The sequence below is a fragment of the Parabacteroides sp. Y3-G-102 genome, from assembly GCF_023656845.1.
GTDB classification, from domain to species: domain Bacteria; phylum Bacteroidota; class Bacteroidia; order Bacteroidales; family Tannerellaceae; genus Parabacteroides; species Parabacteroides distasonis.
The window spans coordinates 1-25217 of record NZ_JAMOKU010000036.1 but is presented as its reverse complement, the minus strand read 5'-3'; the positions used below and the strand labels follow the sequence as shown (position 1 = coordinate 25217).

Here is a 25217-nt window from a genome sequence, read left to right as displayed (position 1 = left end):
TATGAAAAAGATATTTATAACCTTTATGGTGGCTGTGTCCTTGTTGACATTCAATCGATGCACCTCGTTGGACATGGAGCCAGTCAGCAGTATTTCCGATGCTAACTATTGGAAATCATCGGACCAATTCAAGGCATTCAATACAGGTCTGCATTCCTTGCTTCGCTTACGTAGCTATAATATATTCGTACTGGGTGAACCACGTGCCGATATTTATGGCGACCAGCCTTTCGGAGGTGAAGCCACTCAAGGCGTAGAACGATATCCGTATAATACGATCAACGCTGAATTTACGGGCATCAGCAATTTTGGAGATTTCTATGAGACAATCAACCAATTAAACCTCATGATCCGTAAGACCAACGAGACTACCTTATTAGATGAAAATGAGAAGAACTACTTCTTAGGTGAAGCATATGGTATGCGTGCGTATATTTATTTCCATCTATTACGTTCATGGGGAGATGTAATTTTGGTAACCGAACCTACTCTAGGTAACGAACTGGATATCTCTCATTTGGAAAAAGCGGCATCTCCAGCAAGTGAGGTCATGGACCAGATCAAGAAAGACATTGACGCTTCCGTCAATGCTTTCGGTAGTGATTATTCTTACAAATATGGAAAAGGCTACTGGTCTAAATCAGCCACATTGATACTAAAAGGTGAAGTTTATTTATGGAGTGGTCGCCAAATGGGTGGAGGTACAGGAGATTATTCTACCGCCAAGGCTGCTTTGCAAGATCTTCAACAAAACGGCAACCTAAAGCTACAGGATAAGTTTACTGATGTATTCGCCTATGGGAATAAGGAGAATAGCGAGATCATCTTCGCTTTCAAGAGTATCAAAGATGAATTCACCATGTGGAAAGATTATAATTGGCGAAACAACATGGTTCCGCAACGTGAATACATGGCAAACTATTGCGATGAATCAGGAACCCCATTCATGGAAATTCCGGGTTATAATTTCCACGGTTTAATGCGTTACCAAGTTAAGAAAGATCATTACTGGAAAACTTTCCGCGAAAATGATTCCCGTCTGACAGGAACCTTGAAAGCTGTTTATCAAAAACAGGAAGACGGAAGCATAAAGTACATCGCTCCATTCGCATACAAATTCCAAGGAACAACATTGGAGGGTAGCAACGAACGTAACTGGCTGGATGATTATCCTATTTACCGTTATGCCGATGCCCTGTTACTACTAGCCGAGGCTAAAGCTCTCTTAGGAGAAGATCCTTCCACGGAGATCAATGCCGTACGCGAGCGTGCTTACGGTTCTGAATATTTCAACGCACATAAAAACGAGGTCGCTTATCCGAATGACAAGGGAAGTTTCTATAACGATAACCCATTTGAGGGGGGCGATGAGAACGTGATGGAAGCTATATTGAAAGAACGGCTGCGCGAGTTCTTCTTCGAGGGCAAGCGTTGGTATGACTTGAGACGTTTCGGTAATCAATATGTCTTGAAATACACGACCGCACAAGAGTCTCGTCTTTTGTGGCCGATCAACGAGGATGCATTGACAAACAATCCCGCATTGAAACAGACTCCCGGATACTAATCGTACATAGGTTTAAGGCGATTGGATATAACTAGGTTTTTGGCACGAATTCCAAAGGGGCTTTGTTCATATGAATGAATATCGCTACCTTTGGAATTCACATATCTATTAATTTCAACCTACAAACAAAAAACATCATGAAAAAAACTTTCCTGTATTTCTGCCTTCTTTTCATCGTACAAACGGCTTTTGCGGCAGACAGTCTTTATGTGCGAGAGCAACAAATCCCCATCTTGATAGACCGGATCGACAATGTACTTTACGAGATGCGGATACCGGCCCAAAAAGGGGATGTATTAAACGAGATCACGATACAGATCGGAGACAATGTCAATCTGTCGGACATCCAAGCGATACGTCTATTTTATAGCGGAGTGGAAGCTCCATCCCGTAAAGGGGAACATTTCAGTCCCGTTACGTACATATCCAGCCATATACCGGGAAATACCCGTAAGGCTCTTGAATCTTATTCCGTACGGCAAGATGAGGTTACCGCCCCCTTGTCGCGCACGGTAAAACTAACCTCTAAGCAACCGATGCTTAAAGGCATCAACTATTTCTGGGTAAGTATCCAGATGAAGCCTGAGACTTCCTTATTGGCAAAAGTAGCGACCACGATACCTAACGCCCAGATCAACAACAAACCGATCGACATCACTTGGAAAGGAAAGGTGGACGAACGCCATGTAGGTATCGGCGTACGCCAAGCCGGGGATGACGGATCGGCGGCCTTCCGCATCCCGGGATTAGTGACGACGAATAACGGAACATTACTCGGAGTCTACGATATTCGCTATAATAGCAGCGTGGACCTGCAAGAGAAAATCGATATCGGAGTAAGCCGCAGTACCGATAAGGGACAAACTTGGGAACCGATGCGAGTAGCCATGACTTTCAAACAAACGGATGGCCTGCCCCACGGACAAAACGGCGTGGGAGACCCATCGATCTTGGTAGACGAAAAGACCAATACGATCTGGGTAGTAGCCGCATGGACGCATGGTATGGGTAACGAACGGGCTTGGTGGAACTCCATGCCGGGAATGACACCGGACGAGACCGCCCAACTTATGCTCGTGAAAAGCGAAGACGATGGTAAGACGTGGAGCGAACCGATCAACATCACGTCTCAAGTAAAAGACCCGTCTTGGTATTTCCTATTGCAAGGCCCGGGACGAGGCATCACGATGCAAGACGGTACCTTGGTCTTCCCGATCCAGTTTATCGACGCTACCCGTGTGCCCAACGCCGGCATTATGTATAGCAAAGACCGCGGGAAAACATGGCACCTGCATAACTTAGCCCGCACGAATACCACGGAGGCACAAGTTGCCGAGGTAGAGCCGGGCGTATTGATGCTAAATATGCGCGATAACCGGGGCGGTAGCCGTGCCGTAGCCACGACAAAAGATTTAGGCAAGACATGGACAGAGCATCCTTCCAGCCGCAGTGCCTTGCAGGAACCCGTTTGTATGGCCAGCTTGATCAAGGTAAACGCCAAAGACAACATCACCGGCAAAGACCTTTTACTCTTCTCCAACCCGAATACGACAAAAGGGCGTAATCATATCACGATCAAGGCGAGTCTGGACGGCGGACTTACTTGGCCTACGGAGCATCAAGTCTTATTAGACGAGGCCGAAGGCTGGGGATATTCCTGTCTCTCCATGATCGATAAGGAAACGGTTGGAATCTTCTACGAGTCAAGCGTGGCGCATATGACCTTCCAAGCCATTAAGCTAACAGATCTTATTCCTTAGAGAAACAATCTATGAGATCAATACTGAATCTTATTCTTATTGTATATATAGGCATTTCCGGGTCTTTACAGGCCCGGAATCCTGTTTTATTGCCCTTGCCCCAAAAATACGTCCGGACAAACGCTTCGTTCCATCCGAAGGAAATCGCGGTTTCTTCCGAAGGGAAACTCCGTTCCATCCTAATGGAATTCTTGGAGGAGCTGCCGGTAAGCGTCCAACCGGACAGCCGATACAAGATAGAGGTTTCCTTGGTTGACAAATTGGACGGAATCCCCCTCAACTCCGAGGAGGCTTATCAACTAAGCGTCTCTTCCCGGGGGATAACCATCCGGGCGGTATCCGAGCAAGGAGCTTATTGGGCGATACAAACCTTGCGCCAACTGACCGAGCGGCAAGGGAAGCGATATTCCATCCAAGGCTGCGAGATCACCGACTGGCCCGCTTTCCGCACACGAGGATTCATGCAAGACGTGGGGCGGAGCTATATCTCCATGGAAGAACTGAAACGGGAGATCGAGGTACTTTCCCGCTACAAGATGAACGTATTTCATTGGCATCTCACGGAGAACCAAGCTTGGCGTCTGGAGAGCAAGATCTTTCCGATGCTGAACGACAGCTGCAATATGAGCCGTATGCCCGGAAAATATTACACGATCGAGGAGGCAAAGGAGCTGGTTCGCTTTTGCAAGGAGCATAACGTACTATTGATCCCGGAGATCGATATGCCGGGGCATAGCGACGCTTTCATCCGGGCGTTCCGTCATGATATGCAGAGCAAGGAGGGTATGGCGATCTTAAAACTATTGATGGATGAGGTTTGCGAGGTATTCGAGGAGGTTCCTTACTTACATATCGGTACGGACGAGGTAAAGTTTACCAATCCGAAGTTCGTACCCGAGATGGTCGCTTATATCCGTGCGAAAGGGAAACAAGTGATCTCTTGGAACCCGGGATGGAAGTACAAACCGGGTGAGATCGACATGGAGCAAATGTGGAGTTACCGGGGAAAAGCGCGACCGGGCATTCCTGCGATCGACTCCCGTTTCCATTATATCAACCATTTTGATACGTTCGCCGACTTGATCGGCTTATACACCAGCCGTATTTACAATGAACCGCAAGGAAGCCATGATTTGGCGGGTACGATCCTTGCCGTATGGCACGACCGGGTCGTACAGCCGGAGGACAAATTGATCCGGGAGAATAATTTGTATCCGAATCTATTAGCGATCGCCGAACGTTCTTGGTTGGGCGGCGGCTATCAATATTTCGATAAGAACGGAACGATGCTGCCTATCGATCCCGATAACGAGGAGCATAAGGCATTTGTCGATTTTGAGCGGCGGATGTTATGGCATAAAGAACATCATTTCCAAGGATACCCGTTCGCCTACGTCAAGCAAACCAACGTGAGATGGCGTATCACCGACCCTTTCCCGAATGATGGGGAACTGACCCGTTCTTTCCCTCCGGAAAAGTCGCTTCAAGCGCAATATACCTATGAAGGGAAAAATTACGGTACGCACGACGCCATCGGTGCCGGAATCTACCTGCGCCATGTCTGGGGACCGCTGGTTCCCGGTGTCTATAAGGACCCGCAGCCGAATCATACCGCTTACGCATGGACTTGGATCTATTCGCCCAAGACGCAAGACGTAGGGGCGTGGATCGAATTCCAGAATTACGGGCGCTCGGAGATGGATCTTCCTCCCTCACAAGGGAAATGGGATTATAAAGAGAGCCGTATCTGGGTAAATGATCAAGAGATAACGCCCCCCGTATGGACCGCTACCCACCGGGAGAAGTCCAATGAGATCCCACTGGGGAACGAGAACTGCGTAAGCCGTAAACCAACCCCGGTCCATCTGGGAAAAGGCTGGAACAAGGTGTTCATGAAGCTTCCGGTCGGTACGTTCAATACCCCCGAGGTCCGTCTGGTGAAATGGATGTTTACGTTCGTTTGCGTCACCCCGGATGGAGAGAAAGCGGTGGAAGGACTGGTTTACTCTCCGGATAAACAACTTAAATAACGTCTAATTCGGTTGAATGAAATGAGAAAAATAATAGGAATCTTATCCATCTTCCTCGCTTTCGCTCTCATGGGGCAAGCGCAAAGAATCAAGGTGGCTTGCGTAGGTAATAGCGTGACCTACGGCTACGGAATCGAGAACAGGGAAACAAACTGCTACCCGGCCCAATTGCAACAGATGCTTGGAGATGCCTACGAAGTGGAGAACTTCGGGCATAGCGGGGCTACTTTATTAAACAAGGGATATCGTCCTTATACCCAACAAGAGGCGTATCAAAAGGCACTGAGGTTTGCCGGGGATTACGTGATCATCCATCTGGGATTGAACGATACGGACCCTCGGGCATGGCCGAATTACCGGGACGACTTCGTTCGGGATTATCTTTCCTTGATCGAATCCTTCCGGAAAGCCAATCCGAAATGCAAGGTATGGGTTTGCCGTATGACTCCGATATCTCACCGCCATCCTCGTTTTAAATCCGGTACAAGAGACTGGTACTGGATGGAGCAAGCGCTTATCGAAGAAATCGCCCGGATAGCCGGCGCGACCTTGGTCGATTTGCAGGAAGGATTATATGACCGTCCGGATCTATTGCCCGACGCATTGCATCCCAACGCTGAAGGTGCCGGTATCTTGGCCCGCACCGTTTATGGGGCGCTAACCGGCGATTACGGAGGATTACAGCTTCCTGCCATCTATTCGGACCGGATGGTCTTGCAACGGGATCAACCGCTTCCTATATCTGGCATCGCCAACCAAGGGGAGAAAGTAACCGTTACCCTCGCCGGACAAAGGAAGGAGACCGTAGCCGGTACGAACGGGAAATGGACTGTCACGCTCGATCCCTTGCGGGTAAGCGGGAAATCCTATACCTTAACGGTTTCTACCCCCAGCCGCACGCTGAACTATCGGGATGTAGTAGCCGGGGAAGTCTGGCTATGCTCCGGACAATCCAACATGGCGTTCCGGGTAAACGAGAGCGTAAAGGAAGAACAACAGCAACAATTGGATTACGCGAAACAACACTCGCAAATCCGTTTATTCGACCTAAAGCCCCGCTGGGAGACCTACGCCGTGGAATGGGACGCTTCCGTACTGGATTCATTGAACCGCCTGCAATATTACCACGACGCCCAATGGGAAGTATGCGACACGCAGAATACCGCACGCTTCTCGGCCATAGGATTTGCCTTCGGGCGTATGCTGGCCGATAGCTTACAAGTACCCGTAGGATTGATATTGAACGCTGTTGGCGGCTCGCCTACGGAGGCATGGATCGACCGGAAAACACTGGAATTCGAGTTTCCGGATATCTTACAGGATTGGACGAAGAACGACTTTATCCAAGATTGGGTACGTGAACGGGCGGCCTTAAACATCAAACAAGCGTCCAACCCGCTCCAACGCCATCCGTATGAGCCTTGTTATCTGTTCGAGGCGGGTATCCAACCCCTTCATCGATATCCCATCAAAGGGATTATTTGGTACCAAGGAGAATCGAACGCCCATAATATGGAAGTACACGAACGATTATTCCCGTTATTGGTGAACAGCTGGCGCCAGAATTGGAACGCAGACCTGCCTTTCTACTATGTCCAACTATCCAGCATAGACCGCCCGAGTTGGACTTGGTTCAGGGACAGCCAACGCCGCCTAGCGCAAACCATATCGAATACGGGTATGGCTGTTAGTAGCGATCGCGGGGATTCTTTAAACGTTCACCCTACCCGAAAAAAAGAGATTGGCGAACGACTGGCACATTGGGCCTTGAACAAGACTTACGGACATAACGTAATCCCATCCGGCCCTTTGTTCCGCAACGCAACGTTTACCGATAACGCCGCCTATATCACTTTCGATTACGCAAAGGGCTTGAGAACTTCCGATGGGGACCCCATCCGTACATTCGAGATCGCCGAGCAGGAAGGACTTTACTATCCGGCGCAAGCCGTGGTAGAGAACGGGAAAGTAAAGGTGTGGAACGATCAAGTGACTCACCCGAAGCTGGTACGCTACGGCTGGCAACCCTTCACGAGAGCGAATCTTGTAAACGAGGCGGGCATGCCGGCCTCTACGTTCCGGGCAATAAAAGAATAAGCTATGCATAATAAACAACAAATCACCGGTTGGCTGTTCCTCCTGCTACTCTGCGTAGCGGGATGCGGCCAGCCTGTATCTAAAAAACAGAACACCATGATAAACTGGACAAAATTACCGGATCTACCGGGAGCAGCCGATACGGCTTCCCTTGGCGTTTCCGCCCCGTTCGCCGGCATCCATAACGGCGTATTGATCGTTGCCGGAGGTTGCAACTTTCCGGACAAACCCGTCACCGAGGGAGGAGCCAAGCGATATTATAGCGAGATATTCGTCCTTCTTCCTGAAGGCTGGAAAGAGATCGGCCGACTGCCTCGTCCCGTCGCCTACGGCGCTACGGTTTCCACCCCGGAAGGTATCGTTTGCATCGGAGGAAACAACAGTGATTCTTCCTTGGTAGAGGTCTCCCGCATCTCCTATAACCCCACGAAAGGAGAGGTAGCGGTTTGCGCCTTACCCTCCTTACCGTCTCCAATGGATAATCTCTCGGCCGCTTTTACCGGACAGGAGATTTACGTAGCAGGGGGAAATGAGAACGGACAGCCCTGCCATACCTTCTTACGCCTCAACCTAGCGAATATCGAAAAGGGATGGGAACAACTACCGGACTTCCCGGGAGCAGCCCGTGTACAGCCGGTATTAGCGACCGGAGAAAGTCCCAACGGCACACGTATCTATCTAGCCGGAGGCTTCCAGCCCATCCTAAACGAAGAGGAACCGATCGTCCCAACGGATGTATTGGTATTCGACCCGGCAACTTTTACCTGGCAACAAGAGACCGTTCTTCCCCCGTTTAAGGACGGAACGAACCGTACCCTAACAGGAGGCTGTGCCGTGACTTTCCAAACGGATAAAATCTTATTTATGGGAGGTGTGAACTACGATTGTTTCCTAGCCGCCATCGCCCGCCCGATCCATTTAGCGAAAGCGGAGGCGATGCGAGATTCAGCGGCCATTACCCGCCTGCAAGCGGAAGCCAAGGCCTATATGCACCATCCGGTAGAATGGTACCAATTCAATACCACCTTACTTCAATACGACCTATCCACGAAAGCATGGAGCGATCTGGGCGAATATGAGCAGTTGGCCCGTGCCGGAGCGGGAGCGGTTATCCAAGATGGCCGGTTAACTATCATCAACGGAGAATTGAAACCGGGTATCCGCACGCCGCAAGTGAATCAAGCGAAATTATAATAGGGATTTAGTGGGATCGCTGGTAAGTTTGCCAACGATCCCTGTTTACTTTTCCCACCCGATTTTCAGTATCCGGAGTCTATTTAGAGCATACGTATCCCAAGGCAAATCCTAGACAATAAGCACGTAAATAATGTTCTTATATAAATCATTGAACATAAACACCTTAAAAAGACAATTATACTTTCCAAAAACACGTACGTGTTTTTGGAAAAAGTCGTACATGTTTTTCGGGAAACACGTACATGTTTTTACTGAATCACACGACAGGAAACAAGAGCGTATATGGAAATATACAATAAGCCTACCTTAAAAATAAGTATACGATAACCTACACATCCGGATACGCCTCAAATTGCAGCACATTATTGGCCATGATGGGAAAAGAAGATATCGCAATCATAGATATGCACTCCTCTCTATAAAGGGCTTACCCAAACCGATTACGAATGCCAAGAGGGTGACAGTGGGGATGCATGCATGAAGGAGGGGGCTATTCCACCTTTACCTATAATAAATATATAGGCTACTATTGGCCTGCATCAGTCAAGATCGTTTTCGTTTCTCCCTCGGCTAGATACGGGCTCTCGTTTGCTATTAAATTTCCTGTTCCAAATCATGTACGCTCATCAATCTGATGGAAAAGCACATCTTCATTCCTAAGTGCTTCTTTAAAACGACTAGCTTAAACCATCGTTTCAACTAGTCGTTTTTTTACCCTTTCATGCCGCAAATATATGAAATTCTTTTGAGACCAAAAATGCGATTCAACTAAAAGTTATTCAGCACTTTCACAAAATAAGAGATTCATCTTTTACCAATACTTCATCAAACAAACTTTTTGGCTAATATAAACGATCGTTTTAGCTATTCGTTTTCATCACTTACAATTCTGGTAGGTAAAAATACGCTCTTTAACAACGTACAATGAAAGATAATTACAAAAGTCGGATTATGAAGAACTTATTTAATTACTGGTTTAAGACAAACAAGAAAAGCTTGTATGATCAATTAGGGAAAGAATTCAATGTCAGCGGCTTCCGTGTATATAAGTTAGCACACGGAAAAACCGCTTACTCTCATATGGATAGATTAATATTGGAGAAATTGCTTGAATTGAAGATTATCAGTGAAATCGGGTTCAGAATCTAAAGGTCCCCTCATTTCATACTTTCTTCTTTATAATTTATACGGACACCATACTTCGTGTATATTCGGTCTAACCCCATCAGGCCGCTGGGGTTAGGCTCGCTTTGCGCTTTACCGGATAAGATCTCCTCGCTCATCGTGATTAGATCCTTTACCCGTTGAGGGGTTTCCTTGCTCATTCCGAAATAATGTCCGGGGTAGAGGTATTTGATATCATATTTCTCGATCACCGCACTCATCTTCTTACAAGTAGATATGAGCGTAGAGAAGTCAACTCCCAGCAATAGATTACCGGAGCCGAACGAATCGCCGCTAAAACCATAAGCGGCATCCTTATCCACAAAAGTGGTTGAGCCGGGAGTATGCCCGGGAGTAAAGACTATCTCTAGGATACGCCCACCTAAATCTAGGATTTCACCGTCTTCAAGGAAACAAACTTTGCCTTTATAATTCGGCATAAATTCCGGTATACCTATTGTATCAGCCGGATTGATATAAATCTCCGGGAAATAATCGATAGCCGAGCCTGTATGGTCCGGATGCACATGCGTGGCGACCAGCGTAACCGGCTTATCCGTGATGGAAGCCACGAGCTTATCCAAATCCTTGATCTTTGTTCCGGCATCAATCAAGATCGCTTTCGTTTCTCCCTCGACCAGATACAGGCTCTCGTTCGCCATTAAATGACCTGTTCCAAACCATGTATGCTCATCAATCTGATGGAAAATCACATCTTCATTCCTAAGCACTTCCTTCTCCTCGATACCCGCCGTCTGTGCCTGGCAGAACAAAGCGATCCTTGACAGGAGCAACAACATCATTAATAAACCTAGTTTTTTCATTATCATATTCATTTTTAATTGTAGAGACGTAGCGTGCTGCGTCTCCTTTCGCCTAATAGTATTAAATCGCCGCGATCTTCCGAAGGCTTGCGTCCCATTTCGGCTCGGCGTGGATGAGACGGATAGCTTCTTCCGGCGTGTCGGCTACCGCCCACATCTTGGCGTGCTGGGGACGCATGAAATTCTCGTTCATGGCGTTCCTCAAAAGTTCCAACAAGGGATCATAGTAATGATTAATATTGAGGATTACGATCGGATTGAGGTAGAGACCGAGTTGTTTCCAAGTGATGATCTCCAGAAGTTCCTCTAATGTACCGCATCCACCGGGAAGGGCGATCACCGCATCCGAGAGGTTTGCCATGAGCTGTTTACGCTCGTGCATCGTCTCGACCTCAATCAACTCGGTCAAGCCTTTATGATACCAATCCTGCTCCACCATAAAATGGGGGATAACGCCCGTTACCGTTCCACCAGCCGCTAACGCAGCGTCGGAGACAGCGCACATCAAACCGATATTCCCAGCACCATTGACTACCCGTAGTTTTCGCTCCCCCAAAAGACGCCCCAATTCCTTGGCGGCGTCAAAATAAACCAAGGGAATCTTCGTGCTGGACGCGCAATACACGCAAACAGACGAGATGTTATTTATCTTCTTTTCTTCCATATCTTTTTATTCTTGATTTATATCGTAGCCAAATAAGGCGAAATCCCCCAGACAAGGATCATCGGGGAAGACTTTCGCCAATGCGTCCGTTATCTCACGGGCCGTACGAAGGGTAGCGGTTTTTTGGCCTGTCAAGCCCAAGCGCAAGGAGATCTGGTGCACATGCGTATCCAACGGGATGATTAATTGGCGGGGATGCACGGCTGTTCTCCAGATACCGAGATCGACGGTACCATCCGTACGCACCATCCAACGCAAGAACATCGCCAGACGCTTACAAGCGGAAGTCCCGTGCAAGACCGGAATGCCATTGAGATCAGCAAAAAGTTGTCGCAACCGCAAGATAGGATCTTCGCAAGGACCGGCGGCGGCCATAGCGTCTTCCATACAGTCGTAGGTATCGTATATATCCTTTAGGCGACAACAAAGGAGATGCAGATCATGATAGGTATAAAAACGGTAAAAGGTATCCCGCCCGCGAACCGGGCGGTTCCGTAGGGGAGCGAAAGAAGTCTCTCCGGTACGGATAAACTCGTAAGGACTTTCGCCCATCAGCCGGTGTAGCTCTTCCGCTTTTTGGAGAATATGCGCCCTGCGACCGTAAGAGATCCACGCCGTCAGGAAAGCCGATATCTCAATATCCCGTTTCTCCGTAAACCGATGGGGGAATCGAACCGGATCATCCTTGATAAACGATTCCGTATTGTACGTTTTCGCCCATTCACGAAGTAAAGAGATGGTCTTTGTATCCATGTTATTTCTTCTTTAGAAAATATTGCCGCTCGGGTTCCGGATAATGCTCGATAGCGTAACGAAGCGCCGTACGAGGAAGACGAGTAGCGTTGCGTTCCAAGAAATCGGTAAGCGTCTGCCGCTCCTTTTTGCCGACCTCACGCAGCATCCACCCAACCGCCTTATGCATCAAATCGTGTTTATGACCGATCAACCGTTCGGATAACTCCAAGGTATCCCCAAAATCATTCCGACGGATAAATGCCCACGTAGAGACGATCGAGATCCGTTGTTCCCATAAATTCTCGCTTTCCGCCAAACGGTAGAGGAGGGAACGATCTTTGTCCACCAAATACTCGCCGACGATATCCCGACAGGTCAAGTCTACCAAATCCCAGTTATTGCAACGCCGCATATTCTTCAGATAGAATCGGAAGATGGCTTCCCGCTCTTCCGGCATCACTTTCCGATCCTGGAAACGATAGACCAAAATCAGCAAGGCACATAGACGTGCCTCATGCCACGGACTATCCAGCAACAGCTGCAGCTCATCGAAAGGAGTCGCCTTATTAGCCTTCGCTATGCTGCGGGTTTGCGGGACAACCACCCCGAGAAACTGATCGCCCTCGCCATATTGACCGGGACCAGTCTTGAAAAAACGGCTCAAATGAACCGCCTTCTCGGGTGTACCGACCGACTGTAGCTCGGATAGGATAAACGCCGCCGTCATGGCCGGAGTACCCGTGATACGGGACGATCGCCCTCCAAGAACCCGATCACGTTGTTGCATACCGTGCGTGCCATAATGATACGGGTTTCCATCGTCTGGGTGCCGATATGAGGGGTTAATACCACGTTGTCCATTTCCAATAACTCGGGGAGAGGATAGTCTCCAAACTCGAATACATCCAGACCGGCACCATGAATCGTACCTTCCCGCAAGGCTTTTACCAAGGCATGCTCGTCTACCAACGGACCGCGGGCCGTGTTGATCAAGATAGCGGAAGGTTTCATCTGCTTGAACTCCTCCTCGCCGATGATGTGATAGGTATCGGGGGTGTAAGGGGCGTTCAAGGATACGAAATCGGCTTTCGCCAGAAGCTCTTCCTTGGAGACGTAGGTAACATTCAATTTGGTCTCGTCCTCGATGCAAAGCTGACGGCGATTGTGGTAGATCACATCCATGCCCAAAGCATTCGCCCGTTTCGCCAAGGCCTTGCCGATACGTCCCATACCGATAATGCCCAAGGTCTGTCCGGTAACCGGCATACCGAGGTTCTCCAGTACACCGACCTTCATATCCTTACCAAGCGTACGCAGCTTACGATCACATTCCGTGATACGCCGGGCGGTATCCAGCATCAAGCCTAAAGCGATATTGGCGGTAGGGGCCGTGACAGGATCAGGCGTATTCGCCACCGTCAAGCCTTTCTCGAGGGCGTAGGCCACATCGATATTATTATAACCAACGGCGTAGTTAGCGATCAGCCGCAATTTCGACGCATGGTCGATCAACTCTTTGTTTACCGGGAAATCGAACATGGAGCAGAGCACATCGTACTCCGGTATCATCTCGAAAACCTCCTCATACGTAAAATCTCTTCCTTCGGGAAAGGTTACCTCGTACTTACTTTCCAACTCGGTAAATCCCTCGCGGAACATGTCGTATGTCACTAATATCTTCATCTTGGATCTATTTGTTATTCAAAAAGCAAAAATACAAATCAATTGGCAATTAATTCCTAAATTTGTGACCAATATATATTTATTATGGTACTAAACTATATTTGGATCGCTTTTTTCTTAATCGCTTTTGTAGTGGCTATCGGTAAATTGGTCATAGGTGGGGATACCGCTGTTTTTACCGAGATTATCAACGCTTCTTTCGCCTCGGCCAAGACGGGTTTCGAGATTTCGTTAGGATTAACGGGGATCTTGTCGCTTTGGCTGGGCATCATGAAGATCGGAGAGAAGGGGGGGGTGATACAAGCGTTCGCACGATTGGCGGCTCCCGTATTCAGCAAGCTTTTCCCGGATATCCCAAGAGACCATCCCGTGACCGGTTCTATCTTCATGAACCTATCGGCAAATTTACTGGGACTGGATAATGCCGCCACGCCAATGGGATTGAAAGCCATGCAACAGTTACAGGAATTAAACCCGAATAAAGAATCCGCCAGCAACTCCATGGTGATGTTCTTATGCATCAATGCCTCGGGACTGACCTTGATCCCGATCACCATCATGATGTACCGGGCGCAGTTAGGAGCGGCGAATCCATCAGACGTATTCCTGCCGATCATGCTTGCTACATTCACATCAACCCTAGTCGCTATTTTAGCGGTTTGCGTACGGCAGAAGATCAATATCCTCCAACGGAACCTAATCCTGTTTTTCGGGGGACTGGGGTTATTTATCGGAGGCCTGGTATGGTTATTCAACTCGATGGAACAGGAGCAAGTTTCCTTGTATTCGACTTTATTCGCCAACACGCTTCTTTTTACCATTATCTGCGGATTTATCATCAGCGGCATGCGTAAAAAGATCAATGTATATGATGCTTTTATAGAAGGGGCGAAAGAAGGTTTCCAGACTGCTATAACGATTATTCCTTATCTGGTAGCTATCCTAGTAGGTATCGGTGTCTTCCGGGCTTCCGGAGCGATGGATTTCATCATACAAGGCGTTCGTTTCGGCATTGCTTCGATAGGGCTCAACACGGATTTCGTGGAAGCGCTGCCTACCATGTTGATGAAACCGTTAAGCGGGAGCGGGGCTAGGGGCATGATGCTGGACGCCATGAACACGTATGGAGCGGACTCTTTCGTCGGTCGCCTGTCATCCATCGTTCAGGGCTCTTGCGATACGACATTCTATGTAGTTGCTCTTTACTACGGTAGCGTAGGTATCCGTAATACCCGCTATACAGTACAATGCGCCTTGTTAGCGGATCTGGCCGGGGCGATAGCGGCGATAGCGATGGCTTATCTGTTCTTTTAACATTCTATGCAATCAATAGATTTGAAATGAATCTATTTAAAATCGAATGATTACATTTGTAACGAAATTTCAATACGATAAATAGACCTTATGGCAATAGCATATTACGCCGAAGATATCGAGCTTCCGGCAATCAAGAAAAGAGCGGTTAGCGGCTGGGTCAAGGCAGTGGCCGAGACATACGGAAAGAAAACGGGAGATATCAGCTATATCTTCTGTTCCGACGAGAAGATATTGGAGGTAAACCGCCAATATCTCCAACACGATTATTACACGGATATCATCACCTTCGATTATACGGAAGGAAATAAGATCTCGGGTGACCTGTTTATCAGCCTCGATACGGTCAGGACAAACGCCGAGACATTCCACACGGATTATAACGAGGAACTCCACCGTACCATCATCCACGGCATCCTGCATCTTTGCGGTATCAACGACAAAGGCCCCGGCGAGCGGGAGATCATGGAGGAGAACGAGAACAGAGCGTTAGCGATCTTGCCGGAGGAATGTCGGGGATAAAACATCGATCAATCCCAAAAACACAAATATGAAAACAGAAGACATACCTTACGATTACACGTATTGCTACGCCACGGACGAGCAATGCCCGAAAGCAGTTCATTGCCTACGTAGCCATGCCGCAAGGCTGAACGAGGAACAAGCGATCTCTCTTAATTCACGATTTACTGGAGATCAGAAACGCCATCCTAGATTGAATTGAATAACCCCATTATGATCTTTTCCCCTAAAATGATTGCTTCCACCTAATGAGTATTCCGGCTCCTTAAAGAAATGAGTACATCCTAAATTATAATTGGCGGAGATGACTAATCCCATGTCAAAGGTATAGCCAAACCCCATTGAAACGGAGAAATCACAATTCCGGATCTCTTCTTTTTTATCACCGGAGAAATCGTACTCGCTCTGGTGCACCGGAGTAGGACCCGAGACGAAAATATAATTCGAAGCTTTCGCCCTTACATTAAAGCCAACTTGTGGGCCCGCGAAAAGATGGAATCCTCGATACAAATAAAATTTAGCGTAAATAGGAATATTTAAATAATCTGCCTTTAGCCGGGCTGTCTCGCCTTTAGCGTTTTCTTTTTGATAACCTTGCATAGAATAATAAACACCCGGTTCTAAAGCAAACAGTTTACTAAAACGTATTTCCTCCGCCACACCAATATTTAACCCCGGACGCATGTCCGCAAAACTTTCGGGATAAGTATTTGCCAAATTCAAGCCAATCCTAGGAATAAAATGGAACTCTTGAGCATCGGCTCGCGACAAAGAGAAAACAAACAAGATAAACAGTAATACAACTTTTTTCATAACTCCTACATTTAAAACATATCTATATTTATAGATGATTTAAGATACATAAAAGTTGCACTCCCTATCTCATTACTTCACATTAGGGGAGGCACTTCTTCCTCCACCATGATGGTAGCAGCCTTGACAGCTCAAGCACCAAATATTACTCGATCAACAACGGTTCCTGTTTTCCCGAATCATATACGACAAACATAGAGCCGTCTTTCTCGATCATGACGCCACGGCCTCGTTCCTTCTCCTTGTTTTCTTGATTATCGACATTCACGGCAATCACTTTATAATGATAGAAAGTCGTGATATCATCGAAAATGGTATGACCTACAAAGATGCGGTTCACATTATATTTCTCTAATATTTTCCGCAAATCATCCCGGTCTAGCGGATGATACTTATCCGCGCTACGTACCATACCCCGATACCAGATCGGTCCATACGTAGCGAACATAAAAGAAAGATCGGAGCCTTTATCTATATTACGTTCTTTTTTCGTCAAGAAGAGACCATCGCTCACGATCTCATTCACGGTAGGGATATCGTAATTCCGGTCTAAAAACTCCTTGCTCAACCCAGCATGGACAAACAGGTTATCTCCGACCACTTGTATAGAGTTACGAGTTTTCAACCAATGTCCCAACTCGCTTTTCTGCCAAAGCTCCGGATAGGTCATTCCTAAAGTATCCGCCAATTGAGTATATTTCTTCTTCGTATATCGCAAATCATTTCCCAGAACCATGGTCTCATGATTTCCGATTAAGAAAGTCACTTTTCCACCGGCATCCTCCGCTTCTTTCTCCAATTTGTAGATCAACCAATAGATAGGGAGTACATCCACGCCCCGGTCAAAGACGTCACCGATTATTACCAATTGGTTAGTCCCGAAAATCCAATTATAGTCCGCATCGATCACTTTTCCCGCCTTTAACAAGGAGGCGAAACAAGACCAGTTCGCATGTGGATCTGAAAGAACAAACGTCTTCTCTGGTTGCACATCTTTCCATTTCGGACGAGAGACGGAGTGTATGGTTACCGGAAACAATCTCTCTCCGTTATCGGAAAACACCTCGAATGAAAAGGTGGTAGGTATACTTTTATAATGCTTATCCAATAACCGGCCCTTCCCATCTACAAATATCGCACGCATACTACCATCATCCGCTTTCAATAGATAGGGACCATCGATCGATAACTTCTCGATCGCTTGACGAGGTTTCTTATCTTTCCCACAAACCGGACTGAAGCAAGAGGTCAGTAAAACAAAGAAAACAAGGATACGGCATTGAATAGAATTCATAGCAGCTTAAATCTTTAGTTCGTTAAACCTGAAAACAATGTATGTATTTATTATACAAATATAAACGAATTCTTTCACGAACACTCACTATCTTCGCGTAAAATAAAAGGGAATAAAAATGACTTTCAATTACGACGTAATAGTAGTAGGCGCAGGACATGCCGGCTGTGAAGCCGCCGCCGCCGCGGCGAATCTAGGATCAAAGACGCTTTTGATCACGATGGACATGAACAAGATCGCCCAGATGAGTTGTAACCCGGCAGTCGGGGGAATCGCCAAAGGACAGATCGTACGAGAGATCGACGCGCTAGGCGGATATATGGGAATCGTGACCGACCAGACCGCTATCCAATTCCGTATGTTAAACCGTAGCAAAGGACCGGCCATGTGGAGCCCGCGTGCCCAAAGCGACCGTGCCCGTTTTATCGATTGCTGGCGGGGCATACTGGAGAATATGCCGAATCTATCCATCTGGCAGGACATGGTTCAAGAACTGATTATCGAGCATGGACAAGTCTGCGGCGTTCGTACGGGAATGAATGTCGTATTCCGTGCCGGAGCGGTGGTGCTTACGAACGGGACCTTCCTAAACGGCCTGCTTCATATCGGAAGAACCCAGATACGGGGCGGACGTATCGCCGAGCCTGCGGCGACCGGACTTACCGAGCAACTTATCTCTTTAGGTATCCAAACAGATCGCATGAAAACCGGAACACCGGTCCGTATCGATGGCCGGAGCGTTCACTTCGATGAAATGGAGGAACAACCGGGGGAGAACGATTTCCATAAGTTCTCCTACATGGATACCAGTCATCGTAAATTAAAACAATTGAGTTGCTGGACTACCTTTACGAACGAGACTTGCCACGATATATTACGGGAAGGTCTCCCCGACTCTCCTCTTTATAATGGACAGATCAAAAGTATCGGTCCCCGTTATTGTCCTAGTATCGAAACGAAAATCGTGACGTTCGCCGACAAGACGCAGCATCAACTATTCCTAGAGCCGGAAGGCGAGACCACGCAGGAATACTACCTAAATGGCTTCTCCTCTTCCCTACCCTTGGATATCCAGCTTCGTGCGCTCCAAGCGATCCCCGCTTTCCGTGACGTGCAAATCTATCGTCCCGGATATGCGATTGAATACGATTTCTTCGACCCGACTCAGCTAAGACACAATTTGGAGACCAAACAAATCCGAAATCTTTTCTTCGCCGGACAGATCAACGGGACTACCGGATACGAGGAAGCCGGCGGACAAGGTTTGGTAGCGGGTATCAACGCCCACATCAATTGCCACGGCGGACAACCTTTTATCCTCGGAAGGGATGAGGCTTATATCGGTGTCCTTATCGATGATTTGGTAACAAAAGGCGTAGACGAGCCTTACCGTATGTTTACCTCTCGTGCGGAGTACCGCATCTTACTGCGCCAAGACGACGCGGATATGCGACTCACCGAGAAATCCTACCAAATGGGATTGGCCAAACAAGACCGCTACGATTTACTGCGAGAGAAAAAAGAGAGCCGTGACGCTATCATCCGTTTTGCGGAGACCTACTCCGTAAAGCCTCAATATATAAATAGCGGTTTGGAGAAACTGGGCACAGCCCCCCTATCCCATGGTTGCAAATTATTCGATGTCGTACTCCGTCCGCAGACTACCTTGGAGAACCTAGCGGATCTAGTTCCGGCCCTTCGTGCGGAGCTGGACAAAGTCCCGGCCTCTCGTAAGGAAGAGATCATCGAGGCCGCCGAGATATTGATTAAGTATAGCGGCTACATCAAACGAGAGCAAATCATAGCGGACAAGATAAACCGCTTAGAGAATATCCGGATCAAGGGTAAATTCGATTACAATTCTATCCAGTCTTTATCTACGGAAGCCCGCCAGAAATTGACCCGGATAGACCCCGACACGATCGCTCAAGCGAGCCGCATCCCGGGTATTTCCCCTAGCGACATCAACATCCTTTTGGTACTGCTCGGAAGATAAAACACGAAATGTTCCACGTGAAACATATTAAAGGAGATATTCAAATGAATGAAGCTAAAACACTGGTTATACGAGGAAATCTGGTAGATATAATCAACAGGCGCACCTTCGGGGCAGAGATTTCAATCCTAAACGGGCATATCGGAAAGGTAATCCCTACCGGACAAGATGAGGGATCTTACCTCCTCCCCGGCTTTATTGACGCGCATGTCCATATAGAGAGTAGCATGGTAACCCCTGCGGCATTCATTCACGCAGCCGTACGCCATGGCAGTATCGGTGCCGTGGCGGACCCTCATGAGATAGCGAATGTAATGGGTACCGAAGGAGTCGAATATATGCTCGACAACGCGAAAGGGATTCCTTTCTACACATGGTTCGGTGTCCCATCTTGCGTACCGGCTACGATTATGGAAACCTCCGGTGCGATCATAGACGCAGACGAAACCGCTCGTTTGTTGGAACGAGAGGATCTACACTTCTTGGCAGAGATGATGAATTACCCCGGAGTCTTAAATAAAGATCCGGAAGTTATGCGCAAAATAGAAGCCGCAAAAAAAGCAGGGAAACCCATCGACGGACATTATCCCCTAGCAACAGGCCCCAAGCTAAAGGCATATATCGAGTCTGGCATTTCCACCGATCATGAAACCATCTATCTAGAAAAAGGCCGTGAGAAATGTGAGCTTGGGATGCATGTCCTTATTCGGGAAGGAAGCGCGGCAAAAAACTTTGACTCACTTCATCCGCTATTGAAAGAGTATCCCGAACAAATCATGTTCTGTACGGATGACGCACATCCTTCCTTTTTAAACAAAGGACACATAAATAGGATGGTAAAAAAATCGCTGGATTTAGGATATGATCTATATGATGTATTACGGGCCGCTTCCTATAATCCGGCCATGCACTATAAAATTCCCGCAGGTTTCTTACGAGAGGGAGACTCCGCCGATTTTATCCAAGTAAACAATTTAAAGAATCTAACCATACAGGCAACCTATATACAAGGAACCTGTGTATACGATGGAGAGAAATGCACGCTTCCTTTCCACAAACCTATACTCCGCAATAATTTCCACACGAAACCGATCCCATTAGAAAAGCTAACGGTAAAAGCGAAAGGAAAACAGATGCGTGTCATTGTTTGCGAAGACTGCGAATTAATCACGAAAGAAGAACTATATCCTGTACATACATTCGATGGATTTGTAGAATCGGATACAGAACGAGACATTTTAAAACTCGTCATTCTAAATCGCTATCAAACGGCTCCTCCGGCTATTGCCTTTATAAAAGGAACAGGGCTCAAGCTCGGTGCCATCGCTCAAAGTATTTCCCACGATAGCCATAACATCATCGCTATAGGCGTAACCGATTTCGAGCTTATGCAAGCGATCAATGCGGTAATAAAGGCTAAAGGTGGAATCGCAGTAAGCAGTATGGACGAAGTCACTCTCCTGCCCTTGCCGGTAGCGGGATTGATGAGCGACGAATCATTGGAAGAGACGAGCCGCCGTTACGAAGAGATCGAGGAAAAGATCAAACGGTTAAAGACCCCGATGGATTCATTACAAATGACGCTTTCTTTTATGGGATTGCTGGTGATCCCATCCTTGAAACTTAGCAACAAAGGTTTGTTCAATAGCGAGACATTCCAATTTACTCCCCTATTCGTATGATAGCCGATAAAGACGAACATATCAAGACGATCCTATCGGTCATTCCGGAAAAGCCGGGATGCTACCAGTATTTCGATGAAAACGGAACGATTATATACGTCGGCAAGGCGAAGAACCTAAAACGACGGGTATCCTCTTATTTCAACAAGGTACATGACAGCAATAAGACACGTGTGTTAGTCAAACAAATCCGGGATATCAAATATATAGTCGTCGATACGGAAGAAGACGCGTTACTACTGGAAAACAACCTCATCAAACAGTATCGTCCCCGCTATAACGTATTATTGAAGGACGACAAAACCTACCCTTCCATCGTGGTAAAGAACGAGTACTTTCCCCGGGTTTTCCAAACCCGGAACATCGTTCGGGACGGATCGCAATATTACGGTCCTTATCCCTCTTTGTTCACGGCGAAAGTGATGCTACAGATGCTAAAGGAACTTTACCCTTTACGCACTTGCAAATATCCCCTCACTCCCGAATCCATCGCACAAGGACGCTATAAGGTTTGTCTGGAATACCATATCAAGCGTTGTAAAGGGCCTTGTGAAGGCTTGCAATCATTGGAAGAATACCAGCAAAATATTTCCGAGATCAAAGAGATTCTGCGAGGCAACATCTCGCAAATTAGCAAACACCTCTATGAGGAGATGCAATCGCTCGCTGCCGAGCTCAAGTTCGAGGAAGCGCAAAAGATCAAGGAAAAATACGAAGTCATCGAGAACTACCGTTCTAAATCTACGGTCGTAACCCCGATGCTACATAATATAGATGTATTCACGATCATAGAGAATGACCATTCCGCTTATGTGAACTTTATGCATATCGGAAACGGGGCGATCGTACAAGCCTATACATTCGAGTATAAAAAACGATTGGACGAGACCAAGGAGGAATTGTTAAGCCTCGGTATTATCGAGATGCGGAATCGTTTTAAAAGCACCGCCCGGGAGATTATCGTACCCTTCAAGCTGGACATGCAGCTAGAGAATGTCACTTTCACCATTCCCCAAAGAGGGGATAAAAAGAAACTGCTCGATTTATCCGAGATGAACGTCAAGCAGTTTAAGGTTGACCGCTTGAAACAAGCGGAAAAGTTGAATCCGGAACAGCGGAATACCCGTATCTTGAAAGAGATCCAAGAAGCCTTGCATTTGGAGAAATTGCCTGCTCATATCGAATGTTTCGATAATTCAAACATACAGGGGAGCGATGCGGTAGCGGCTTGCGTGGTATTCAAGATGGGGAAACCGTCCAAGCAGGAGTATCGTAAATACAATATAAAGACCGTAGTCGGTCCGGATGATTACGCCTCCATGAAAGAAGTCGTCCGTAGGCGTTACGGGCGGGCGATCGAGGAGCGATCTCCCCTACCCGACTTGATTATAACAGACGGTGGAAAGGGGCAAATGGAAGTGGTTCGCTCGGTGGTAGAAGATGAATTAGGCTTGTCCATTCCAATCGCCGGACTAGCGAAAGATGGTAAGCACCGGACCTCGGAGTTATTATTCGGGTTCCCACCCGTAACCGTTGGCATGCGTTTGGACAGTCCGCTATTCCATCTGCTTACCCGGATACAAGACGAGGTACACCGTTTCGCCATCACTTTCCACAAGGATAAACGAAGTAAGACCCAGACAAAATCCGAATTAGACACCATTAAGGGTATCGGTGAAAAGACAAAAGTATTACTTTTACGTCACTTTAAAAGCGTAAAACGAATCAAGGAAGCAAGCTTCGAGGAACTGAAATCCGTGATTGGCGAGGCGAAAGCCAAGGCACTACAAGAGGGACTGGATGGAAAGCGAACAGAAAGCGAACAAAAATAGAGCAAAAGCGAACAAAAAGCGAACAAGATGAGAACAGTTACACAACGTGTGCAGCACGCTTCCGTCACGATAGACGGACAGCTTAAGTCCAAAATTGGAAAGGGGCTATTGGTATTAGTCGGTATCGAGGACAAGGATACGCAAGAAGACATTGAATGGTTGGCAAAAAAGATCACCAACCTACGCATATTTGACGATGAAAACGGGGTCATGAACCGCTCGGTTATCGAAGCGGGAGGCGAGATCATGGTTGTCAGCCAATTTACCTTACACGCCTCTACGAAAAAAGGGAACCGCCCCTCCTACTTAAAAGCGTCTAAACCGGATATCGCCATTCCGATGTATAAAGCTTTTTGCGAAGAGGTAGGGCTTCAACTCGGAAAACCTGTACAAACCGGAACATTCGGAGCTGATATGAAAATTGAACTTTTAAACGACGGGCCGGTTACTATTATTATCGACTCTCAAAATAAAGAATAAGTATGGCAGATATAACCTTACAACAAGCCCAGCAAATGGTAGACTCTTGGATCAAGACCTATGGGGTCCGTTATTTCAATGAGCTTACCAATATGACCATCCTCACCGAGGAAGTGGGCGAGCTAGCCCGGATCATGGCACGTACCTACGGTGAGCAGTCTTTCAAGGAAAGTGACAAACACCGGGATTTAGGCGATGAAATGGCGGATGTGTTATGGGTATTGCTCTGTCTGGCCAACCAGACCGGAGTAGATCTTACCGCCGCTTTCGAGAAGAATCTCCAAAAGAAAACAGACCGAGATAAAGAACGACATATAAACAATCAAAAACTATAAGCATATGGCACATCATCACGATTGCGAATGTGGACATGATCATCATCATGAACATGAACACGAATCAAATTCCGTACAGATAGACCGTTATCATGAAGCTTTCAATAAGTTTGAGCCGGCCCTGCCGGATACCCAGACCACCGAGGCTGTAAACGCTCTTTTAGAGAAACATTTCCAAGAGAACTTTACACCGGAAGTATTGAAAACGATTCATGGTTGCATCGACTTGACCTCATTAACCAGCCTGGATACCAAAGAAAGTATCTGGAAGATGGTAGACACGGTAAATGATTTCGAGGGAACTCGTCCGGATGTCCCGAACGTAGCCGCTATTTGCGTCTATCCCCTATTCGTGGAAACGGTTAAGCAGGCACTTACTGCACAAGAGGTTAAGATCGCGTCGGTTGCCGGAGGTTTTCCATCCTCACAGACATTTACGGAAGTCAAGATCGCCGAAACGGCCATGGCCGTCATGCAAGGAGCCGATGAAATCGACGTTGTCATGAACCTAGGCTATTTCATGGAAGACAATTTCGAGGAACTGACGGAAGAATTACAAGAGATCAAAGAGAGCTGTCGCCACGCCCATTTAAAGGTAATCCTAGAGACCGGAGCTTTAGTCACAGCGGAGAACATCCAAAAGGCATCCATCCTAGCCATGTATTCCGGTGCGGACTTCATCAAGACCTCCACGGGTAAAGGATACCCGGGAGCCACTTTCGAGGCCGCCTATACCATGTGCAAAGCCATCAAAACCTACCATTCCATCACCGGAAACAAGGTTGGCATCAAGATCTCCGGAGGCGTACGCACGGCGGAAGACGCAGTTCGATATTATACGATCGTAAAGGAAATACTGGGCAACGAATGGCTGAACAAGGATTTGTTCCGTATAGGAGCGAGCAGTCTGGTCGGTGATATAGAAAAACGACTCGGGAAATAGTCCATTCTAATTAAACCGGGCGCAGATGACTTAGAATCCTGTGTCCGGTAAGCACTCTCAAAGTAAGTTAACTTACCTTGGCATCGAAGTTAACTGACTTCGTCAAGTAAGTTAACTTCATTGGCTATTGAAGCATACTTACTTTTTTACTAACAAGAGCCATCTGACTATGCCTAAATTTACTTCACAGATTTTACTGTTATTTTCTAAGGTACTTCACATCTTAGAGAAGCTTCTCCTGAAAAACTTCACAGGGTTGAAAGTTGTTTCCTGAACCGGTTCACA

The 25217-nt window shown here is 47.2% G+C and carries 22 protein-coding genes; 15 read left to right on the top strand and 7 right to left on the bottom strand.

What is annotated here, in order from left to right; all coding sequences use genetic code 11:
* Window position 1 precedes the first annotated feature (1 nt).
* From nanU to NBH16_RS16745, 6 genes are all read left to right on the top strand, one after another.
* A complete protein-coding gene (nanU, locus tag NBH16_RS16770) occupies window positions 2–1567 on the top strand; it encodes a SusD family outer membrane lipoprotein NanU (RefSeq protein ID WP_005863837.1) in 1566 nt (521 codons plus the stop codon).
* A gap of 137 nt (window positions 1568–1704) precedes the next feature.
* Window positions 1705–3327, top strand: a complete 1623-nt coding sequence (locus NBH16_RS16765; protein WP_005863836.1) for a sialidase family protein — start codon at window positions 1705–1707, stop codon at window positions 3325–3327.
* Window positions 3328–3338: 11 nt separating this feature from the next.
* On the top strand, window positions 3339–5357 hold the full coding sequence (locus tag NBH16_RS16760; RefSeq protein ID WP_250788894.1) for a family 20 glycosylhydrolase: 2019 nt from the start codon (window positions 3339–3341) through the stop codon (window positions 5355–5357).
* Between the two features lie 21 nt (window positions 5358–5378).
* Window positions 5379–7454 (top strand): GDSL-type esterase/lipase family protein, encoded by a 2076-nt coding sequence (locus tag NBH16_RS16755; RefSeq protein ID WP_250788893.1) that lies wholly within the window; start codon window positions 5379–5381, stop codon window positions 7452–7454.
* 3 nt (window positions 7455–7457) lie between these two features.
* On the top strand, window positions 7458–8648 hold the full coding sequence (locus NBH16_RS16750; RefSeq protein ID WP_250788892.1) for a cyclically-permuted mutarotase family protein: 1191 nt from the start codon (window positions 7458–7460) through the stop codon (window positions 8646–8648).
* Between the two features lie 954 nt (window positions 8649–9602).
* On the top strand, window positions 9603–9800 hold the full coding sequence (locus NBH16_RS16745) for a hypothetical protein (protein ID WP_227154305.1): 198 nt from the start codon (window positions 9603–9605) through the stop codon (window positions 9798–9800).
* 8 nt (window positions 9801–9808) lie between these two features.
* Here the strand turns inward: NBH16_RS16745 and NBH16_RS16740 are convergent, their stop codons facing one another.
* From NBH16_RS16740 to NBH16_RS16720, 5 genes are all read right to left on the bottom strand, one after another.
* Window positions 9809–10639 (bottom strand): MBL fold metallo-hydrolase, encoded by an 831-nt coding sequence (locus tag NBH16_RS16740; RefSeq protein ID WP_250788891.1) that lies wholly within the window; start codon window positions 10637–10639, stop codon window positions 9809–9811.
* 61 nt (window positions 10640–10700) lie between these two features.
* Complete coding sequence (locus NBH16_RS16735; protein ID WP_196009362.1) at window positions 10701–11303, bottom strand: LOG family protein; 603 nt, start codon at window positions 11301–11303, stop codon at window positions 10701–10703.
* 6 nt (window positions 11304–11309) lie between these two features.
* The gene (locus tag NBH16_RS16730) at window positions 11310–12056 is read right to left on the bottom strand and encodes a TIGR02757 family protein (RefSeq protein WP_057327043.1); all 747 of its coding nucleotides are present in this window, start codon (window positions 12054–12056) and stop codon (window positions 11310–11312) included.
* 1 nt (window position 12057) lies between these two features.
* The gene (locus NBH16_RS16725; protein ID WP_048926921.1) at window positions 12058–12765 is read right to left on the bottom strand and encodes a DNA alkylation repair protein; all 708 of its coding nucleotides are present in this window, start codon (window positions 12763–12765) and stop codon (window positions 12058–12060) included.
* Window positions 12762–13721: a 2-hydroxyacid dehydrogenase family protein gene (locus NBH16_RS16720; protein ID WP_122370332.1), complete on the bottom strand. Its 960-nt coding sequence runs from the start codon at window positions 13719–13721 to the stop codon at window positions 12762–12764. The genes NBH16_RS16725 and NBH16_RS16720 overlap by 4 nt, the downstream gene beginning before the upstream one ends.
* 84 nt (window positions 13722–13805) lie before the next feature.
* On the opposite strand from NBH16_RS16720, the gene NBH16_RS16715 reads away from it, so the two are divergent.
* The 3 genes from NBH16_RS16715 to NBH16_RS16705 all read left to right on the top strand — a co-directional run bounded on the left by NBH16_RS16715 (window position 13806) and on the right by NBH16_RS16705 (window position 15759).
* Window positions 13806–15035, top strand: coding sequence for a spore maturation protein (locus tag NBH16_RS16715; RefSeq protein ID WP_005863819.1), 1230 nt, complete (start codon window positions 13806–13808; stop codon window positions 15033–15035).
* Between the two features lie 90 nt (window positions 15036–15125).
* Window positions 15126–15557 carry an rRNA maturation RNase YbeY gene (ybeY, locus tag NBH16_RS16710; protein ID WP_005863817.1) on the top strand — a complete coding sequence of 144 codons (432 nt, stop codon included), beginning with the start codon at window positions 15126–15128 and terminating at the stop codon, window positions 15555–15557.
* A 28-nt stretch (window positions 15558–15585) separates the two neighbouring features.
* On the top strand, window positions 15586–15759 hold the full coding sequence (locus NBH16_RS16705; protein ID WP_005863815.1) for a hypothetical protein: 174 nt from the start codon (window positions 15586–15588) through the stop codon (window positions 15757–15759).
* Here NBH16_RS16705 and NBH16_RS16700 read toward each other — a convergent pair.
* A complete protein-coding gene (locus NBH16_RS16700; RefSeq protein WP_034531788.1) occupies window positions 15732–16370 on the bottom strand; it encodes a porin family protein in 639 nt (212 codons plus the stop codon). The two genes, NBH16_RS16705 and NBH16_RS16700, sit on opposite strands and share 28 nt — an antisense overlap.
* 145 nt (window positions 16371–16515) lie before the next feature.
* Entirely contained in the window at window positions 16516–17664 is a 1149-nt protein-coding gene (locus tag NBH16_RS16695) for a metallophosphoesterase (RefSeq protein ID WP_250788890.1), read from the bottom strand.
* A gap of 118 nt (window positions 17665–17782) precedes the next feature.
* Between NBH16_RS16695 and mnmG the strand changes: the two genes are divergently transcribed.
* The 6 genes from mnmG to deoC are packed head-to-tail and all read left to right on the top strand — an operon-like array spanning window position 17783 to window position 24932.
* Window positions 17783–19660 carry a tRNA uridine-5-carboxymethylaminomethyl(34) synthesis enzyme MnmG gene (gene mnmG, locus NBH16_RS16690; protein WP_005863809.1) on the top strand — a complete coding sequence of 626 codons (1878 nt, stop codon included), beginning with the start codon at window positions 17783–17785 and terminating at the stop codon, window positions 19658–19660.
* A 44-nt stretch (window positions 19661–19704) separates the two neighbouring features.
* Window positions 19705–21342: an adenine deaminase gene (gene ade, locus NBH16_RS16685; RefSeq protein WP_250788889.1), complete on the top strand. Its 1638-nt coding sequence runs from the start codon at window positions 19705–19707 to the stop codon at window positions 21340–21342.
* A complete protein-coding gene (gene uvrC, locus NBH16_RS16680; RefSeq protein ID WP_005863805.1) occupies window positions 21339–23174 on the top strand; it encodes an excinuclease ABC subunit UvrC in 1836 nt (611 codons plus the stop codon). Before ade ends, uvrC begins: the two co-directional genes overlap by 4 nt.
* Before the next feature lie 27 nt (window positions 23175–23201).
* Window positions 23202–23654, top strand: a complete 453-nt coding sequence (dtd, locus tag NBH16_RS16675; protein ID WP_005860440.1) for a D-aminoacyl-tRNA deacylase — start codon at window positions 23202–23204, stop codon at window positions 23652–23654.
* 2 nt (window positions 23655–23656) lie between these two features.
* The gene (locus NBH16_RS16670; protein WP_005860438.1) at window positions 23657–23989 is read left to right on the top strand and encodes a nucleotide pyrophosphohydrolase; all 333 of its coding nucleotides are present in this window, start codon (window positions 23657–23659) and stop codon (window positions 23987–23989) included.
* 4 nt (window positions 23990–23993) lie between these two features.
* A complete protein-coding gene (gene deoC, locus NBH16_RS16665; protein ID WP_057327042.1) occupies window positions 23994–24932 on the top strand; it encodes a deoxyribose-phosphate aldolase in 939 nt (312 codons plus the stop codon).
* The last annotated feature ends 285 nt before the right edge of the window (window positions 24933–25217 follow it).

Bases quoted from the DNA above. Each gene is read 5' to 3' on its own strand.
- NBH16_RS16755 (WP_250788893.1), top strand. From the start codon at position 5,379: ATGAGAAAAATAATAGGAATCTTATCCATCTTCCTCGCTTTCGCTCTC.
- NBH16_RS16725 (WP_048926921.1), bottom strand. From the start codon at position 12,765: ATGACGGCGGCGTTTATCCTATCCGAGCTACAGTCGGTCGGTACACCC.
- NBH16_RS16735 (WP_196009362.1), bottom strand. From the start codon at position 11,303: ATGGAAGAAAAGAAGATAAATAACATCTCGTCTGTTTGCGTGTATTGC.
- dtd (WP_005860440.1), top strand. From the start codon at position 23,202: ATGAGAACAGTTACACAACGTGTGCAGCACGCTTCCGTCACGATAGAC.
- ade (WP_250788889.1), top strand. From the start codon at position 19,705: ATGAATGAAGCTAAAACACTGGTTATACGAGGAAATCTGGTAGATATA.
- NBH16_RS16730 (WP_057327043.1), bottom strand. From the start codon at position 12,056: ATGGATACAAAGACCATCTCTTTACTTCGTGAATGGGCGAAAACGTAC.
- NBH16_RS16765 (WP_005863836.1), top strand. From the start codon at position 1,705: ATGAAAAAAACTTTCCTGTATTTCTGCCTTCTTTTCATCGTACAAACG.
- NBH16_RS16750 (WP_250788892.1), top strand. From the start codon at position 7,458: ATGCATAATAAACAACAAATCACCGGTTGGCTGTTCCTCCTGCTACTC.
- NBH16_RS16745 (WP_227154305.1), top strand. From the start codon at position 9,603: ATGAAGAACTTATTTAATTACTGGTTTAAGACAAACAAGAAAAGCTTG.
- NBH16_RS16760 (WP_250788894.1), top strand. From the start codon at position 3,339: ATGAGATCAATACTGAATCTTATTCTTATTGTATATATAGGCATTTCC.
- NBH16_RS16715 (WP_005863819.1), top strand. From the start codon at position 13,806: ATGGTACTAAACTATATTTGGATCGCTTTTTTCTTAATCGCTTTTGTA.
- deoC (WP_057327042.1), top strand. From the start codon at position 23,994: ATGGCACATCATCACGATTGCGAATGTGGACATGATCATCATCATGAA.
- mnmG (WP_005863809.1), top strand. From the start codon at position 17,783: ATGACTTTCAATTACGACGTAATAGTAGTAGGCGCAGGACATGCCGGC.
- nanU (WP_005863837.1), top strand. From the start codon at position 2: ATGAAAAAGATATTTATAACCTTTATGGTGGCTGTGTCCTTGTTGACA.
- ybeY (WP_005863817.1), top strand. From the start codon at position 15,126: ATGGCAATAGCATATTACGCCGAAGATATCGAGCTTCCGGCAATCAAG.
- NBH16_RS16705 (WP_005863815.1), top strand. From the start codon at position 15,586: ATGAAAACAGAAGACATACCTTACGATTACACGTATTGCTACGCCACG.
- NBH16_RS16740 (WP_250788891.1), bottom strand. From the start codon at position 10,639: ATGAAAAAACTAGGTTTATTAATGATGTTGTTGCTCCTGTCAAGGATC.
- NBH16_RS16695 (WP_250788890.1), bottom strand. From the start codon at position 17,664: ATGAATTCTATTCAATGCCGTATCCTTGTTTTCTTTGTTTTACTGACC.
- NBH16_RS16720 (WP_122370332.1), bottom strand. From the start codon at position 13,721: ATGAAGATATTAGTGACATACGACATGTTCCGCGAGGGATTTACCGAG.
- NBH16_RS16700 (WP_034531788.1), bottom strand. From the start codon at position 16,370: ATGAAAAAAGTTGTATTACTGTTTATCTTGTTTGTTTTCTCTTTGTCG.
- uvrC (WP_005863805.1), top strand. From the start codon at position 21,339: ATGATAGCCGATAAAGACGAACATATCAAGACGATCCTATCGGTCATT.
- NBH16_RS16670 (WP_005860438.1), top strand. From the start codon at position 23,657: ATGGCAGATATAACCTTACAACAAGCCCAGCAAATGGTAGACTCTTGG.